Consider the following 15216-nt stretch of genomic DNA (forward strand, 5'->3'; position numbering starts at 1 on the left):
TGCCTCCCCCACGTGCGACCGGATCTGCTCGGTGGCCTATCGGCCCGGCCGGCTCCGATCTGAGGCGGGGCCCGGTCAGCCGAAGTGCAGCCGCATCCGGTCGGTGTGCCCGGACCAGGTCAGGGTCAGCTCCCAGCAGCCCGGGGCGGGGATCTTCACCCCGGAGGGGCCGGCGCCGTCCGGCAGCTCCTGCCGCGCGGTCCGCCCGTCGGTCCGGACCGCGTCGATGATCAGCGGGCCGGCCGCCTCGACCGGGAGCCGGGACACCCAGAGGATCTTGGTGCCGTTCGCCGGGTCGGCCACCGCCGGGTACTGGAACGGGACCGCCATCAGGTCACCCCGGTCGCCGAGCAGGTGCGGGGTGCCGGAGCCGTCGCCGGTGAATCCGGCGCGTGCCCACTCCGGGAGCGCCGCGCGGCTGATCCCGGCGTCACAGTCGCCGGAGGAGACCGGCGACGGTGCGGGCGCCGCCGTGGGCGAGGGCCCCGTGCAGGCTCCCAACATCAAAAACACAACTGCTGCCGCCGTACGTCGTAAAAGCCTCACACCCGCACTGTCGCAGCGACCGTGACCAGCGGCTATGTCCTGGCGTCGCGAAGCGCGCCATGTGCCTTTTCGCCGGGAATCGGGAACCGAACCGGCTCAGGCCTTGCGCGCGACCGCGTGTTTCCCGGAGGCCTTGACCGTCCAGGCGGCGGTGGCCTTGGTCCAGGGGTTCGTCGCGCTGATCCGGACCCCGCCGGTGACGTCGGCGATCGCGAGGACCTTGACCTCGAAGCTGCTGTTGGCCGACGCGACCTCGGCGCGCGCCCACTTGCGCAGGTTGGCCACCTTGACGGTCTTCTTCCCGGACTTGCTCTCGATGACCTGGGCGCTGCTGGTGGCCGCGTACTTCACCTTGGCGGCCATGTTCAGGTATGCGACGGCCCGGTCCAGCGTCACCCGCGCGATCGACTCCGCCCCGGTCGGCAGCGGCACCGTCTGCGCGCCGTAGTTCCAGGTGAAGGTCTCGTCGACGCCGGTCGCGGTGACCTTGACGCCGGTCAGCACACTGCCGGCGTCGGCGCTGAAGGTGAGCGAGTTCTTCTCGTCGTCGGCGTAGTGGTAGTCGGTGGTGCCGTCGTCGTGCACGGTCTTGGTGCCGGCGTGCCGGGGGTCGCTGACGACGAGCACGGACGGGGCCGGTAGGTGGTAGGTCACCCACTCGTCCAGGGTGAGCTTGGCGTTCGGGGTGAAGGCGTACTTGGCGGTGGGGTGGCCGGCCATCTTGGCGGCGGCGCGCTCGGCGGTGCCGTCCAGGAGGTCCCACTCGCCCTTGCCGGTCAGGGCGTACCCGGTGAGGCCGGTCATGTCCGGGTTCGAGCTGGTGATGTAGCCGCTGCCCCGCACCGGGTCGGAGGCGAACTTCCCCGAGGCGCTCGCGGTGTGCCCGTCCTCGGTGAAGGTGGCCTGGAAGTCGCCGCCGTAGCCGGGAAGTTCCGCGGTGGCGGTCGGGCCGGCCACGTTCTTGAGCGCCGCGGACATCTGGGCGGCGGTCAGCGGCGTGGTGGTGTCGGCGGCCAGCGCGGCGCCGGGCGCGAGGAGCACCCCGGTCGCGAGCGTGGCGGTGGTGAGGGCGAGGGCACGGAACACCGGCGGTGGCCTTTCTCGAGGGCTGCGTTCCCAGCTTGCGGGACACCTCGGTCACTCGCTGGGAGTTGGCCCGATTCCTCGATCTTGGGGCAGAAGTGCTGGTCAGGGCACGTGTTCAGATTCCGTGAAACCCGACAAACAAGCCGGATGGTGCGATAAAACGACCTAGAGACAGTAGGCATGAAATCCGACGAACGGGGTACCAGCGGTGGCGACTCCCACGCAGTCCGAGATCCGCGACGAAGAGCAGGAACAACGGCGGCAGAGCCTGAGTACGGCGGCCGCGCGGAACCTGACCACGACCACCAAGACGGTTCCGCAGATGCAGGAGATCACCTCCCGGTGGCTGCTGCGCAAGCTGCCCTGGGTGCAGGTGTCCGGCGGGGCCTACCGGGTGAACCGGCGGATGACCTACCGGATCGGCGACGGGCGGCTCAGCTTCACCAACGTGGGCGCGCAGGTCCGGGTGGTCCCGGCCGAGCTGCGGGAACTGTCGGTGCTCAGCGAGTTCGACGACGTCGCCGCGCTGGGTGCGATGGCCGACAAGTTCGTGCAGCAGGAGTACGAGCCGGGTCAGGTGATCGTCGAGTTCGGCTCGGTCGCCGACCAGGTCTACCTGATCGCGCACGGCAAGGTCAGCAAGATCGGGGTGGGCGCCTACGGCGACCCGGTCGCGCTGGGTGTGGTCGCCGACGGCGAGGCGTTCGGCGAGCACGCGCTCACCGACGACGCGGGGATCTGGGACTACACCGCCAAGGCGATGACCGCGGTGACCCTGCTGACCCTGCCGCGCCGGGCGTTCGCCGAGATCCTCGAGCAGAGCGACCAGCTGCGCACGCACGTCGAGAAGTTCCGCGCCAAGAACCGCCGGCCGCAGAACAAGCACGGCGAGGCGGCGATCTCGGTGGCCGCCGGGCACAAGGGCGAGCCGCAGCTGGACGGCACCTACGTGGACTACGAGGAGACCCCGCGCGAGTACGAGCTGAGCGTCGCGCAGACCATCCTGCGCGTGCACACCCGGGTCGCCGACCTCTACAACGAGCCGATGAACCAGCTGGAGCAGCAGCTCCGGCTGACCGTCGAGGCGCTGCGCGAGCGCCAGGAATACGAAATGATCAACAACCGTGAGTTCGGCCTGCTGCACAACGCCGACCTGCGGCAGCGCATCCACACCCGGGGCGGCCCGCCGACCCCGGACGACCTGGACGAGCTGCTCAGCATGCGACGCAGCACCAAGCTGTTCCTGGCCCACCCGCAGGCGATCGCCGCGTTCGGCCGGGAGTGCACCAAGCGCGGCATCTACCCGCCGATGGTCGACATGGACGGGCACACCGTGATGGCCTGGCGCGGCGTGCCGATCCTGCCCAGCGGCAAGATCCCGGTGACCGAGACGCACACCACCTCGATCCTGGCGATGCGGACCGGGGAGGCGGACCAGGGCGTGGTCGGGCTGCACCAGACCGGGATCCCGGACGAGTACCAGCCGAGCCTGTCGGTGCGGTTCATGGGCGTGAACGAGCAGGCGATCATGTCGTACCTGGTCAGCGCGTACTACTCGGCGGCGGTGCTGGTGCCGGACGCGCTGGGCATCCTCGATCACGTCGAGTTGTCGCACTGACCATGGCCGGGACCCTTGCACCGGATCTCGGCCGGGACATCCTCCGCGATCTCGCCGGGGCGCCGGCCGGTGATCTCGGGGCGGTGCTCACCGCCGTACCGGCGAAATTTGATCTTGATCTGAACGGGCTCGGCACGTCGGCGGCCCGCGCTTTCCGGCCCGCGCCGGCGCCCTCGCCCGCGCCGGCGACCGAGCAGCCGCGGCTGTTCTGCCCGGGGCCGCTGCGCGACGACCGGGAGCTGGGGGAGCGGGTCAACGGGGCCGTGGTGCGGTGGGCCGAGAAGATCGGCATCTACCCGGGGCGCCTGGACAAGCTGCGGGCGGCGAACTTCGGCCGCTACATGATGCTCGCGCACCCCGTCACCAGCGACCCGGACCGGCTGCTCGCCGCGACGAAATGCCTGGTCGCGGAGTGGGCGGCGGACGACTACTACGTCGACGAGGTGTCCCTGGGCGCCGATCCGATGGTGGTCGGCTCGCGGCTGGCCAACCTCTACTCGGTGGTCGACCCGGCCTCGCTCACGCCCCGCTACCAGGCCGACTTCGAGGAGCACCACAAGCTCCAGCCGATCTCGGTGGCGTTCCGCAGCGCGATGGAACACCTGGCCAGGTACGCGAGCGTGGCGCAGATGGCCCGCTTCCAGCACCAGATGGCGATCCTCTTCGTCGCCTGGGCGCAGGAGGCGGACTGGCACGCCAACCGGCGGACCCCGCCGGTCTGGGAGTACCTGGTGCAGCGGCACCTCAACAGCTACCTGCCGCCGATGATCCTGATCGACGTGATGGGCGGCTACGAGCTGCCGCCGGGCGAGTTCTTCGACCCGCGGGTGCGGACCGCGTTCACCACCGCCGGTAACGCCGCGGTGCTGATCAACGACCTGTACTCCGGGAAGAACGAGTCCGAGAACGATCACAACCTGCCGACCGTGCTCGCCGCGGAGGACCGGCTCACCCCGCGCGAGGCGGTGCTGCGCACCGTGGACATCCACAACGAGCTGATGACCAGGTTCGTGAGCTCGGCCGCCGAGCTGAGCGCCGCCGGCTCGCCGACGCTGCGGCGGTTCCTCGCCGACACGTGGGCGTGGCTGGGCGGCAGCCGTGAGTGGCATGCCACGAGCGGCCGCTACCACTCGACCGACTAAGGAGGATTTTTCGTGACAACCACTGCTATTTCGCCGCTGCGGACCGACTTCGAGCGCTCGGTCGCCAACTACTGGAACACCAACCAGGTCGACCCGGTGAACCTTCGCCTCGGCGAGGTCGACGGCCTCTACCACCACCACTACGGCGTCGGCGAACCCGACTGGGGCGTCCTCGACGGGTCGGCCGAGAGTCGCGAGCAGCGGCTGATCGCCGAGCTGCACCGCCTGGAGAGCGCCCAGGCCGACCTGCTGCTCGACCACCTCGGACCGATCCGGCCCACCGACGCGCTGCTCGACGGCGGCTCCGGCCGCGGCGGCACCAGCATCATGGCCAACGCGCGGTTCGGCTGCCGGGTCGACGGCGTGTCGATCTCCGAGTACCAGGTCGGCTTCGCCAACGAGCAGGCCGCGCTGCGCGGCGTCGACGACCAGGTCCGGTTCCACTTCCGGAACATGCTGGAGTCCGGCATCGGCTCCGACTCGCGGCAGGCGATCTGGACCAACGAGACGACGATGTACGTCGACCTGTTCGACCTCTACGCGGAATTCGCCCGGATGCTCCGCTTCGGCGGGCGCTACGTCTGCATCACCGGCTGCGCGAACGACGTGACCGGCCGGCGCTCCAAGTCGGTCAGCAAGATCAACGAGCACTACACCTGCGACATCCACCCGCGCAGCGACTACTTCAAGGCGCTCGCGGCCAACGATCTCGTCCCGATCAACGTGGTCGATCTGACCGCGGCCACCATTCCGTACTGGGAGATGCGTGCCCGGTCGGAGGTGGCCACCGGGATCGAGGAGGCTTTCCTCACGGCGTACAAGGAAGGCAGTTTCCACTACCTCCTGATCGCCGCCGACCGGGTCTGACCAGCCCGGCCGGAAGTGCCGCCGCCGGGGGCCTTGCCCCCGGCGGCGGTTTTCTACCCTCCGGCGGTCGGCCGCCGAGCGCAACCGGGCCTTGGCCCTGGTACGGCTGGCCCATCTGGCCCATCTGGGCGTCGAGCCTGCCGAGGCCCGCTGAGCCCGCCGGGCGCCGCGGGTCTCCGCCGGCTCTGCCTTTCTCGTCGAACCCGCCTGCCTGCACGGCCGGTTCGGAGCCTCCTGCACGTGGACCGGATCGCACTCCTGCGCGGGCTCGGCCTGACCGGATAGGCCTGGCCTGGCCTGGTGTCGGCAGGTGGCTGCGCGGCGAGCGGGGCTGGTGGAGCGGCGGGGCGCATCGGTTTGTGCGGGTGGTGGAGGGAACCGGGGTGTAGTCACCCGGATGGTGGTGTCCGGTAGTGAACCTGGTGGGTGGTTGGTCCGCTGGGGTATCGGCTGGCATAGGGTCTGGTCGTTACCAGTTCGGGCGAGGGAGTACCCACCGATCATGAGCGTTACCAGGGGACTTGCGGCACGCTGCGCGAAGGTGGTGGAGGCGCCCTGGTTCAACGGGGCCGGGTTCGGGGTCATCGTGGTGAACGCGGCGACCCTCGGGCTGGAGACCTACCGGCCGGTGGTGCAGGCGGCCGGGGCTGAGCTGCGGGTCATCGAGATGCTGTGCGTGGCCGGGTTCGTGCTGGAGTTGCTTGTCCGGTTCGGATCACATCTGACCGCGCCCGGTGGGTTCTTCCGGGACCGGTGGAACCTGTTCGACCTGGCCATTGTGGTGGCGCCGCTGCTGCCCGGGGTGCGGGAGAACGTGACGCTGCTCCGGCTGCTGCGGCTGGCCCGGATCGTCCGGACGTTCCGGCTCTTCCTCAGCCTGCGGGTGATCCTGGTGGGGATCCGGCGGAGCCTGCCCGGGCTGGCGAGCTTCCTGCTGGTCACGGTGCTGCTGCTGTACGGGTACGCGATGCTCGGCTGGATGATGTTCGGGCACGCCTACCCGGAGCGGTACGGGACGGTCGGGCAGGCGATGCTCACGCTCTTCCTGCTGCTGTCGCTGGACGGGATCACCGACACGCTCGGGGCCGGGCGGGAGGTGACCGAGTGGGCGGTCCTCTACTACGTGTCCTACATGGTCACGGCGTGCTATCTGCTGACGAACCTGCTGGTCGGGGTGGTGCTGACCGCGCTGCAGGACGCTCACGAGGCGGAACGGGCGTCCCAGCAGCCGGGCGCCAAGACGGCGACCCGGCCGGACCGGCCGATGCCGGAGGCGGCGTCGGTCGGGGTGCTGGCGACCGACCCGGCCCTGCCACCGCCGCCGGGCCCGGCACCGACTCCGCCGACCCAGGGCCTCCCGCCGGCTCCGCCGACCCAGGGTCTCCCGCAGACTCCGCAGGCCCAGGGTCTCCCGCAGACTCCGCAGGTCCAGGTCCTCGCGCCGGCTCTGTCAACCCAGGGGCTCGCGCCGGCTGCGCCGGCCCCGGGGGCCGTGGTGACGCCGAACGCGGACGTGCGACGCCAGCTCGCGCAGCTGCGGGCCGCCGTCGACGCGCTGGAGGCGCAGCTCACCGCGAACCTGGCCGGGTACCACGACACCGCGCACGCGCTGGCCGTGCACGGGCACAACCCGCACGGCGGCCCGGCCGTCATGCACACCAAACCGATCCCGGCCGATGAGTCGGCGTAGGCACAGCCCCGGCGAACGGCCCGCTCAGGCGCGTGGTCCCGGGTAGGTGGGTGGCCCTGCGCAGGTGGGTGGCCCTGCGCTGGCACTCGTGGTTGTCCGCGGCGCTCCGTTCAGCCGTGAGCGTCAGCGGAGGCGGCAAGCGGCGTGTGGAGGCGGTGTGCGGAGGCTGCGAGCGGTGTGCGGAGGCGGCGTGCGGAGGCGGCGAGCGGCGTGCGGCGTGCGGAGGCGGCAAGCGGTGTGTTGACGTGTTGACTTGACTGTTGACTGCACTTGACGGCTGTGGCAACTCAACATGTTGAGCGCGTCATGTTGAGTCAACACGTCAACATGACCGGCCATCAAGGCGGCCGGGGCGTGGGTAGCGTGTGGACCATGCAGCAGAGGACACTGGGGGGCCTGACGGTCTCGGCGATCGGGTTCGGCGCGATGGGGATGAGTCACGGCTACGGGCCGGGGCCGGACCGGGACGCGAACGTCGGACTGCTCCGGGCGGCGGTCGAGCGCGGCGTCACGTTCTTCGACACCGCCGAGGTCTACGGGCCGTGGGTCAACGAGGAGCTGGTCGGCGAGGCGCTCGAGCCGTTCCGCGGGCAGGTGGTGATCGCCACCAAGTTCGGGTTCGTGATCGACGCGGACGGTCGGCAGCAGCCGGGCACGGACAGCCGGCCGGAGAACATCCGGCGGGTCGCCGAGGCCTCCCTGAAGCGGCTGCGGCTGGACACGCTCGACCTGTTCTACCAGCACCGGGTCGACCCGGACGTGCCGATCGAGGAGGTCGCCGGCGCGGTCCGGGAGCTGATCGAGGCGGGCAAGGTGCGGCACTTCGGGATGTCCGAGGCGGCGGCCGGGACGATCCGGCGGGCGCATGCCGTGCAACCGGTCACCGCGGTGCAGAGTGAGTATTCGCTGTGGTGGCGCCGGCCCGAGGACGAGCTGCTGGACACGCTCGGGGAGTTGGGGATCGGGTTCGTGCCGTTCAGCCCGCTCGGGCGGGGCTTCCTGACCGGGAAGATCGGGGCGGACACCGTCTTCGCGGAGAACGACATGCGTAACGGGCTGCCGCGGTTCTCGGCCGAGGCGCGGGAGGCGAACCAGGCGCTGGTCGAGCTGATCGGCCGGCTCGGGGCGGCCCGCGGGGCGACGCCGGCGCAGGTGGCGCTGGGCTGGCTGCTGGCGCGGCGGCCGTGGATCGTGCCGATCCCGGGCACCCGGCGGCTGGAGCGCCTCGACGAGAATCTCGGCGCGCTCGACCTCGAGCTGAGCCCCGAGGACCTGGCCGAGATCGAGGCCGCGGCCGCCAAGATCGAGGTCCTCGGCGGCCGCTACCCGGAGCAGATGGAACGGATGACCAACCTCTGACCGGGGGTTGGTTTTGGGTCCTTTGAAACCGCAACCATCCGCGGACGTCGCCCTGTAGGGCCTCGCGTTCTGGGCGCCCCGCGCCCTGCGAGGCCCGGAAGGGTCCCCGCGGGAGCGACGATCAGTTATTGGCCGCAGCGTCGGAAATGAAGAATTTGATCTTCAAAGTCCCTAACTGGCGGCGGCGCGGCGGGCGGTGTATTCGTTGGCGCGCTGGGCCGGGTAGGGGACCAGGTTGTCCGGTTTTTCGTCATAGGTCTCGGACCAGCGGCGGCTGTTGCTCTCCAGCGAGTCGGCGTCGTAGACCGATCGGCCGTGGAACCGCTGGGAGTAGTCGAGCATGCCGTCGACCAGGCGGTCGACGTCGGCGCCCGGCCGGACCACGAGGCGCATGAACTGGCTGGTCATGCCGAGCTTGTTGCCGCACTCGCGGGTCATGATCCCGTGGTTGGCGACCAGGTAGTCGCGCAGCGCCACGCCGGACCATTCGGTCGGGAGTTTGACCAGGTAGAAGTTGCCCTGCGAGGGGAACACCGTGAGGCCGGGGATGCGCTGCAGCTCGCGGCCCATCGAGCGGCGGTCGCGGCTGAGCAGGCGCAGGCTCTCCTCATACTCCATCTCGTGGTCCTGGATCATGTGGACGACCTTCTCCGCGAGGGAGTTGAGGTTCCACTTCGGCAGCATCTTCGCGATCTTGCCGGCGATCGCCGGGTTGGCCAGCATGTAGCCGAACCGGATGCCGTGCAGGCCGAAGTTCTTGCCGAGCGACTTGAGGACGACCGCGTTCGTGCGGATCACCGCGTCCGGGCCGACCGACGGGTAGCGCTCGGCGTCCGAGAAGTCGATGAACGACTCGTCGATGACGACCAGGTCCAGGTCACTGAGCTGGTCCATGAACCGGATGATGTCGCGGCGCGGCAGGTAGTTGCCGTCCGGGTTGTTGACGTTGCAGACCACCGCGACCCGGGAGCGGCGCTCGCGGATGAACTCGACGTACTCCTCCAGGTCGAGCCGGAAGCCGTCGCGCTCCTGCAGCGGGAACATGTCGACCCGCTTGCCGGTCTCCAGCGGCTGGTCGGTCCACCGGCCGAAGGTCGGGATCGGGATCGCCAGGCTCTCCTTGACCAGCAGGTGGTCGATCCAGGTGATCAGCTCGGTCGAGCCGTTCGCCATCGCGACCGTCTGCGGGTGCAGGTTGAGCACGCTGGCCAGCTTCTTCGTGATGGTGGCCGAGTCGCTCGGGTAGTACTTGAGGATGCTCTTCAGTTCCCGGGTCAGTTCGTCGAACATCTCCGGGGTGGGGAAGTACGGGTTGCACGGGATGCAGAAGTCGACGATCTCCGCGCCTTCACCGGCCGCTCTCGCAAGGTCGAAGTAGGAAGCGCTGTGCGATCCCTTGTGCAGAATCGAAGTGTCGATTCCGGTCCGTGCCACGGTGTCCTCCCGATGCCCTCGGTGACATTGCGCCGACGGGTACGAACCTCGCAGCCCGATCGTTCACAACATCGTTGATCCCTGCGGAGGTTTAAGCCGGAGGAAAGGAACGACATGCGGGGGCTATTGCGTACGGGTTTGATCGGTCTCGTGGTGCTGAGCTCGGTGACCGTGGCGGACGAGGTGCGAGCCGTGACCCGCCCGGAACCGGGGGTGTCGATCAGCCGTTTGTGGAACCCGCCCAAGCTAGGGTGACAGGGTGAAGACCGGCTGGCCCGCCGCACCGGCGATCTACGAGATCGATACCTGGCCGTGGCTGACCGGGCTGGCCCGGCGCCTGGGCCGCCCCGTCACCCTGGCCGACGTGCCGGCCGGAGTCTGGGACGAGGTCGCCGTCCCCGGCATGGACGCGGTCTGGCTGATGGGCGTCTGGGAGCGCAGCCCGGCGGGCCTGGCGGTGGCCCGGGTCAACGACGGGCTGCAGCGCGCGTTCCGGAACGCGCTGCCCGATCTCGAGGCCGCCGACGTGGTCGGCTCGCCGTACTGCGTGCGCCGCTACCGCGCCGATCAGCGGCTCGGCGGGCCGGCCGGGCTCGCGCGGGCCCGCGAGGAACTGCGCCGGCGTGGGCTGAAGCTGATCCTCGACTACGTGCCGAACCACGTCGCGCCGGACCACCCGGCGGTCACCCGGCACCCGGACTGGTTCATCCAGGGCACCGAGGAGGACCTGGCGAACGATCCGACCGGCTGGTTCCACGCGGGTGGCCGGGTGATCGCGCACGGGCGGGATCCGTACTTCCCGCCCTGGCCGGACGTGGCCCAGTTGAACGCGTTCGCGCCGGGCATGCGGGCGGCGACGCTGGCCGGGATGACCGACATCGCCGCCCAGTGCGACGGCATGCGTGTCGACATGGCGATGCTTTTGATCAACGACATTTTTTCTCGTACGTGGGGACAGCACGCCGGCCCGCCCCCGGAGTCGGAGTTCTGGCCGGCGCTGATCGGGGAGCTGCGCGCCCGGCACCCGGAGATCGTGCTGATCGCCGAGGTCTACTGGGACACCGAGTGGCAGCTCCAGCAGCAGGGTTTCGACTTCTGTTACGACAAGCGGCTCTACGACCGGCTCGCGCACGAGGACGCCGGTGCGGTCCGGGAGCATCTCGCCGCCGGTCGTGACTACCAGGACCGGCTGCTCCGCTTCCTGGAGAACCATGACGAGCCGCGGGCCGCGGCGACCATGCCGGGCAAGCGGAACCGGGCCGCGGCGGTGGCGATGGCGACCCTGCCCGGGGCGGCGCTCTGGCACGACGGGCAGTTCGAGGGGCGGCGTACGCATCTGCCGGTCTTCCTCGGCCGGTACCCGGACGAGCCGGTCGATCCCCGGTCGCGGGATTTCCACCGGCGGCTGATCGAGGTGGCGGCGAGCGTCCGGCAGGGGGAGTGGCGGCTGCTGCCGACCCAGGGCTGGCCGGACAACGCGTCACACCGGGACCTGCTCGCCTGGTCCTGGGACGCGGCCGTGGTGGTGGTCAACTTCTCCGGGCGGCCGGCGCAGGGGCGGGTGGACCTGCTGCCCTGGCCGGGGCTGGCCGGGCGGGCCTGGCGGGTGACCGACCGGCTGGACGGGCGGGTGTTCGAACGGTCCGGCAGTGAATTGGCGGCGGACGGCCTTTTCGTTGATCTGCCGCCCTGGGGATTCCACGTGCTCACCTTTTCCTAGCAATTACCTATCAGCGACCTATCCCTTTCCTGTGAGTATTTCTTTTCAGCGTTTTCGCAGGTAGGCCCAGTTTGACAGGTCGCTGACGGGAACCTCATAGGTGCTTTCCGGTTGTGCTCTCTCCGGGGGTTTGTCAACAATCTTGTGACCCATCCCCACCTTTCTATGAGGAGTATTTCCGTGACGGACGAAAAGGTCCGCGGCACCCGGCGCTGGCGTGGTTTCGCCCTGGCGGCGACCGCGCTCGCCGTGCTCGGCGCGGGCATCGCCACCGCCAACGCCGCCACCAGCCCGGCCTCCCCGGCGGGCAACCGGACGAACGCCGCGCCGAAGGGGCCGTACCAGGGCGTGCCCGGTGTGGTCGCCGCGGCAAATGACTTCCTGGCCACGCTCAGCGACGACCAGAAGTCCGAAGTGGTGCTGGACTTCACCCAGGCGAACGCGACCGCCTGGTCCAACCTGCCGTGCGCCGGCACCTGCCGGCCCGGCATCGAGCTCGGCTCGCTCACCGACGAGCAGCTCACCGCGGCCAAGGCGGTGCTGCAGGCGGCGACCGGGACCGGGCAGGGCAGCGGTTTCGACCAGATCAAGAAGATCATGGCGGCCGACGACCTGCTCGCCGCGGACAGCAGCGGCTCGGTCGGGGGCGGCGGCACCCCGCCGTCGGCCGACCCGTCCGCGTCCACCGACGCCTCCGCGGCGCCCGCGCCGTCGGGCTCGGGTGGGCCGCCGGCCGGCGGTGGCAGCGGTGGCCCCGGCCTGACCTACGGCAGCGGCTACTACTACCTGGCCTTCCTGGGCACCCCGTCGACCACCGGCACCTGGGAGCTGAACTTCGGCGGTCACCACCTGGCCGTCCACCTCACCTACACCAAGGGCAAGGTGACCAGCGCCAGCCCGTTCTTCATCGGCGTCGAGCCGATCAGCTACACCGACAGCACCACCGGCGCCACCGTCGAGGCGATGGCGCAGCAGAAGAACGCGATCGCCGCGCTGACCGCGAGCCTGACCACCAAGCAGAAGACCGCGGCCACGATGGCCGAGTCGTTCGGCGACGTACTGGTCGGGCCGCAGAAGGACGGCCAGTTCCCGGCCACCAAGGAGGGCGTCTCGGTGAAGACGTTCTCGCCCAAGCAGAAGCAGCTCGTGCTCAACGCGATCAAGGCGTGGGTCTCGATCAGCGACGCCGCGACCGCGCAGCAGCTGATGAAGGTCTACCAGTCCGAGCTGGACAAGACCGTGGTCGGCATCTCCGGCGGCACCGGCTACGACACCCAGGGTGACTACGTGCGGATCGACGGGCCGGGCGTCTGGATCGAGTTCGTCTGCCAGAACGGCGTGGTCTACAACACCCAGATCCACTACCACACCGTGTACCGCGACCACACCCGTGACTACGGTGGAGAGTTCTCCTTCTGATGATCCGGGCACTCATCACCGCGCTGGTGGTGACGGCGGCGCTCCTTCTCGGGGCGTCGCCGGCCTCGGCGCATCCCATGCCGCACTCGGTGGTCCTGCTCGACGTGCACGACACGTCGGTGACCGCACACCTGCAACTGCCGGCCGGTGACCTGGACATCGCCCGTAGGAACGAGCCGATCGCGGCCTACCTGGCCGAGCACGTCAAGCCGGTCACCACCGACGGCCGGGCCTGGACGGTCACCGTCGGCGACCTCGCGGTCAGCTCGGCCGAGCAGACGTCGACCGGTCCCTACCAGGAGGTCACCGCGACCGCGACGCTGACCCCGCCGGCCGGCGGCGACGTCCGGCACTTCACCTTCGGGTACGACGTGATCGTCCACCAGGTCGTCACGCACACCGTGCTCGTCTCGGTCCGGCAGGACTGGGCCGCCGGGCGGCTGTCCGGGAACGTTCAGGTCGGCACGATCGGGATCGACAACCGGACGATGACCGTGCCGGCCCTGCGGGTGAACCTGGGCGCCGGCAGCCGGTGGTCCGGGTTCGTCGCGATGGTCGAGCTCGGCGGCAACCACATCCTGGCAGGCACCGATCACCTGCTCTTCCTGCTGATCCTGTTGCTGCCGGCGCCCCTGCTGGCCGCCCGCGGGCGGTGGTCCGGGTTCGTCCGCCCCCGCGAGGCCGTCAAAAGAATTGGGGGTACGACGCTGGCCTTCACGGTCGGACACTCGGTGGCCCTGGCGGTCAGCGCGCTGACCCACCTGGACATCCCGGCCTGGCCGGTCGAGGCGTTCATCGCGGCCAGCATCCTGGTCGGGGCGGTGCACGCCGTACGTCCCATTTTTCCTGGTCGCGAAGCGGCCGTTGCCGGTTTCTTCGGCCTCGGCCACGGGATGGCCTTCTCGTTCACGCTGGCCGAGATGCGGCTGTCGACCGGGCGCCTGGCGCTCAGCCTGTTCGGCTTCAACCTGGGCATCGAGCTGGTCCAACTGGTCCTGGTCGGGCTCGCCCTGCCGGCCCTGGTGGTGCTCGCCCGGACCCGGTTCGGCCGCCCGTTCCGCCTGGTCGCGGCCGGGATCACCGGGCTGGCCGCGACCGGCTGGCTGATCGCCCGGCTGGGCCTGCCGAACCCGGTGGCCTCGGCCGCGGACAGCGTCGGCACACACTCCACGGCGCTGCTGATCGCGCTGGCCGGGACCGCCGTGGCCGCCCTGGCCGCGCTGATCTCGGAGCCAGTGCGGCGATGTGCGTCGCGGGGGCTTGCCTCCGGGTGATGCTCTCCCCTAAAGGGGGAGAGGGAGAGGCCAGATGATCGGCTGGGACCGCAACGTCCTGCTCCGGCGTTCGGACCGGGTGGAGAGCCTGCTGCTGTTCGTGCTGGTGCTCTCGTTCCTCGGCGGGGCGCCGCTGCTGGCCTGGTGGGCCGGGGAGGCCGGGTACCGGTCGGACGTGCGGGCCCGGGAGTGGGAGCGGGCGCACGTCTTCCGGGTGGACGCGGTGCTGGTCGAGGACGCCGGGGTGATCGGGGCGGCCGGTACCCGGACCGCCTCGCCGCAGGCGGCCCGGGCGACCTGGACCGCGCCGGACGGGTCGGCGCACAGCGGGATCGTGCAGATCGGGACGGACGCGCGGGCCGGCGCCCGGGTGGCGGTCTGGGTCGACGACAGCGGCAGCCTGCACGGGCCGCCCGGCCGGCACAGCCCGGCGTCGCAGGGGATCCTGGTCGCGGTGGCCACCGTGCTCGGCCTGGGCGCCGTGCTGACCGGGTTGCACCGGATCGTCCGCGAGGTGCTCGACCGGCAGCGGGACCGGGCCTGGGCCCGGGAGTGGCGGGAGGTCGGCCCGCGCTGGAGCCGTGATCCGCGCTGGCGCTGACCGGCGTGTCACGATGAGGAGCGTGAGCAGCCACGAGCAGCGCTTGCGGGACCTCCGGGTGTTGCGCCGGGTCCGGGACCGCATCGACCGGGACTATGCCCAGCCTCTCGACGTGGAGGCGCTGGCCCGCGGCGCGCACATGTCGGCCGGGCATCTGAGCCGGGAGTTCCGGAGCGCGTTCGGCGAGTCGCCGTACGGCTATCTGATGACCCGCCGGATCGAACGGGCCATGGCGCTGCTGCGGCGCGGCGACCTGAGCGTGACCGAGGTCTGCTTCGCGGTCGGCTGTTCCTCGCTGGGCACGTTCAGCACCCGGTTCACCCAGCTGGTCGGGATCTCGCCGAGCGCGTACCGGAAGACCGCCGCCGGGGCCACCGAGGGCATCCCGGCCTGCGTGGCGAAACAGGTCACCAGACCGGTCAGGAATCGAGAAGCCCGGCCGGTGCCGCGTTCCTAGCAT

The 15216-nt window shown here is 70.4% G+C and carries 13 protein-coding genes; 10 read left to right on the forward strand and 3 right to left on the reverse strand.

Annotation, left to right across the window (positions count from 1 at the left end; all coding sequences use genetic code 11):
* Nucleotides 1-75 precede the first annotated feature (75 nt).
* Together L3i22_RS10100 and L3i22_RS10105 are read right to left on the reverse strand one after the other, a co-directional pair.
* Nucleotides 76-501, reverse strand: coding sequence for a hypothetical protein (locus L3i22_RS10100; protein ID WP_221326695.1), 426 nt, complete (start codon nt 499-501; stop codon nt 76-78).
* A gap of 141 nt (nt 502-642) precedes the next feature.
* Nucleotides 643-1632 carry a hypothetical protein gene (locus tag L3i22_RS10105; protein ID WP_221326696.1) on the reverse strand — a complete coding sequence of 330 codons (990 nt, stop codon included), beginning with the start codon at nt 1630-1632 and terminating at the stop codon, nt 643-645.
* 208 nt (nt 1633-1840) lie between these two features.
* On the opposite strand from L3i22_RS10105, the gene L3i22_RS10110 reads away from it, so the two are divergent.
* The 5 genes from L3i22_RS10110 to L3i22_RS10130 all read left to right on the forward strand — a co-directional run bounded on the left by L3i22_RS10110 (nt 1841) and on the right by L3i22_RS10130 (nt 8308).
* Complete coding sequence (locus L3i22_RS10110) at nt 1841-3250, forward strand: family 2B encapsulin nanocompartment shell protein (RefSeq protein WP_221326697.1); 1410 nt, start codon at nt 1841-1843, stop codon at nt 3248-3250.
* A gap of 2 nt (nt 3251-3252) precedes the next feature.
* Entirely contained in the window at nt 3253-4392 is a 1140-nt protein-coding gene (locus L3i22_RS10115) for a family 2 encapsulin nanocompartment cargo protein terpene cyclase (protein ID WP_255658093.1), read from the forward strand.
* A gap of 12 nt (nt 4393-4404) precedes the next feature.
* Complete coding sequence (locus L3i22_RS10120) at nt 4405-5259, forward strand: geranyl diphosphate 2-C-methyltransferase (RefSeq protein WP_221326698.1); 855 nt, start codon at nt 4405-4407, stop codon at nt 5257-5259.
* Between the two features lie 502 nt (nt 5260-5761).
* Nucleotides 5762-6949 carry an ion transporter gene (locus L3i22_RS10125; protein WP_221326699.1) on the forward strand — a complete coding sequence of 396 codons (1188 nt, stop codon included), beginning with the start codon at nt 5762-5764 and terminating at the stop codon, nt 6947-6949.
* 372 nt (nt 6950-7321) lie between these two features.
* Complete coding sequence (locus L3i22_RS10130) at nt 7322-8308, forward strand: aldo/keto reductase (protein WP_221326700.1); 987 nt, start codon at nt 7322-7324, stop codon at nt 8306-8308.
* A 171-nt stretch (nt 8309-8479) separates the two neighbouring features.
* Here the strand turns inward: L3i22_RS10130 and L3i22_RS10135 are convergent, their stop codons facing one another.
* Nucleotides 8480-9742, reverse strand: a complete 1263-nt coding sequence (locus tag L3i22_RS10135) for a histidinol-phosphate transaminase (RefSeq protein WP_221326701.1) — start codon at nt 9740-9742, stop codon at nt 8480-8482.
* Nucleotides 9743-10001: 259 nt separating this feature from the next.
* Here L3i22_RS10135 and L3i22_RS10140 point away from each other — a divergent pair, with 259 nt between their 5' ends.
* The 5 genes from L3i22_RS10140 (at nt 10002) to L3i22_RS10160 (ending at nt 15213) form a co-directional block, all read left to right on the forward strand.
* Nucleotides 10002-11462, forward strand: a complete 1461-nt coding sequence (locus tag L3i22_RS10140; protein ID WP_221326702.1) for an alpha-amylase — start codon at nt 10002-10004, stop codon at nt 11460-11462.
* 180 nt (nt 11463-11642) lie between these two features.
* Nucleotides 11643-12881 (forward strand): DUF3500 domain-containing protein, encoded by a 1239-nt coding sequence (locus L3i22_RS10145; RefSeq protein ID WP_255658094.1) that lies wholly within the window; start codon nt 11643-11645, stop codon nt 12879-12881.
* On the forward strand, nt 12881-14155 hold the full coding sequence (locus tag L3i22_RS10150) for a HupE/UreJ family protein (RefSeq protein WP_221326704.1): 1275 nt from the start codon (nt 12881-12883) through the stop codon (nt 14153-14155). The genes L3i22_RS10145 and L3i22_RS10150 overlap by 1 nt, the downstream gene beginning before the upstream one ends.
* A gap of 34 nt (nt 14156-14189) precedes the next feature.
* A complete protein-coding gene (locus L3i22_RS10155) occupies nt 14190-14756 on the forward strand; it encodes a hypothetical protein (protein ID WP_221326705.1) in 567 nt (188 codons plus the stop codon).
* Between the two features lie 13 nt (nt 14757-14769).
* The gene (locus tag L3i22_RS10160) at nt 14770-15213 is read left to right on the forward strand and encodes a helix-turn-helix transcriptional regulator (RefSeq protein ID WP_221326706.1); all 444 of its coding nucleotides are present in this window, start codon (nt 14770-14772) and stop codon (nt 15211-15213) included.
* The last annotated feature ends 3 nt before the right edge of the window (nt 15214-15216 follow it).

The sequence above is a fragment of the Actinoplanes sp. L3-i22 genome (assembly GCF_019704555.1).
Lineage (GTDB): Bacteria > Actinomycetota > Actinomycetes > Mycobacteriales > Micromonosporaceae > Actinoplanes.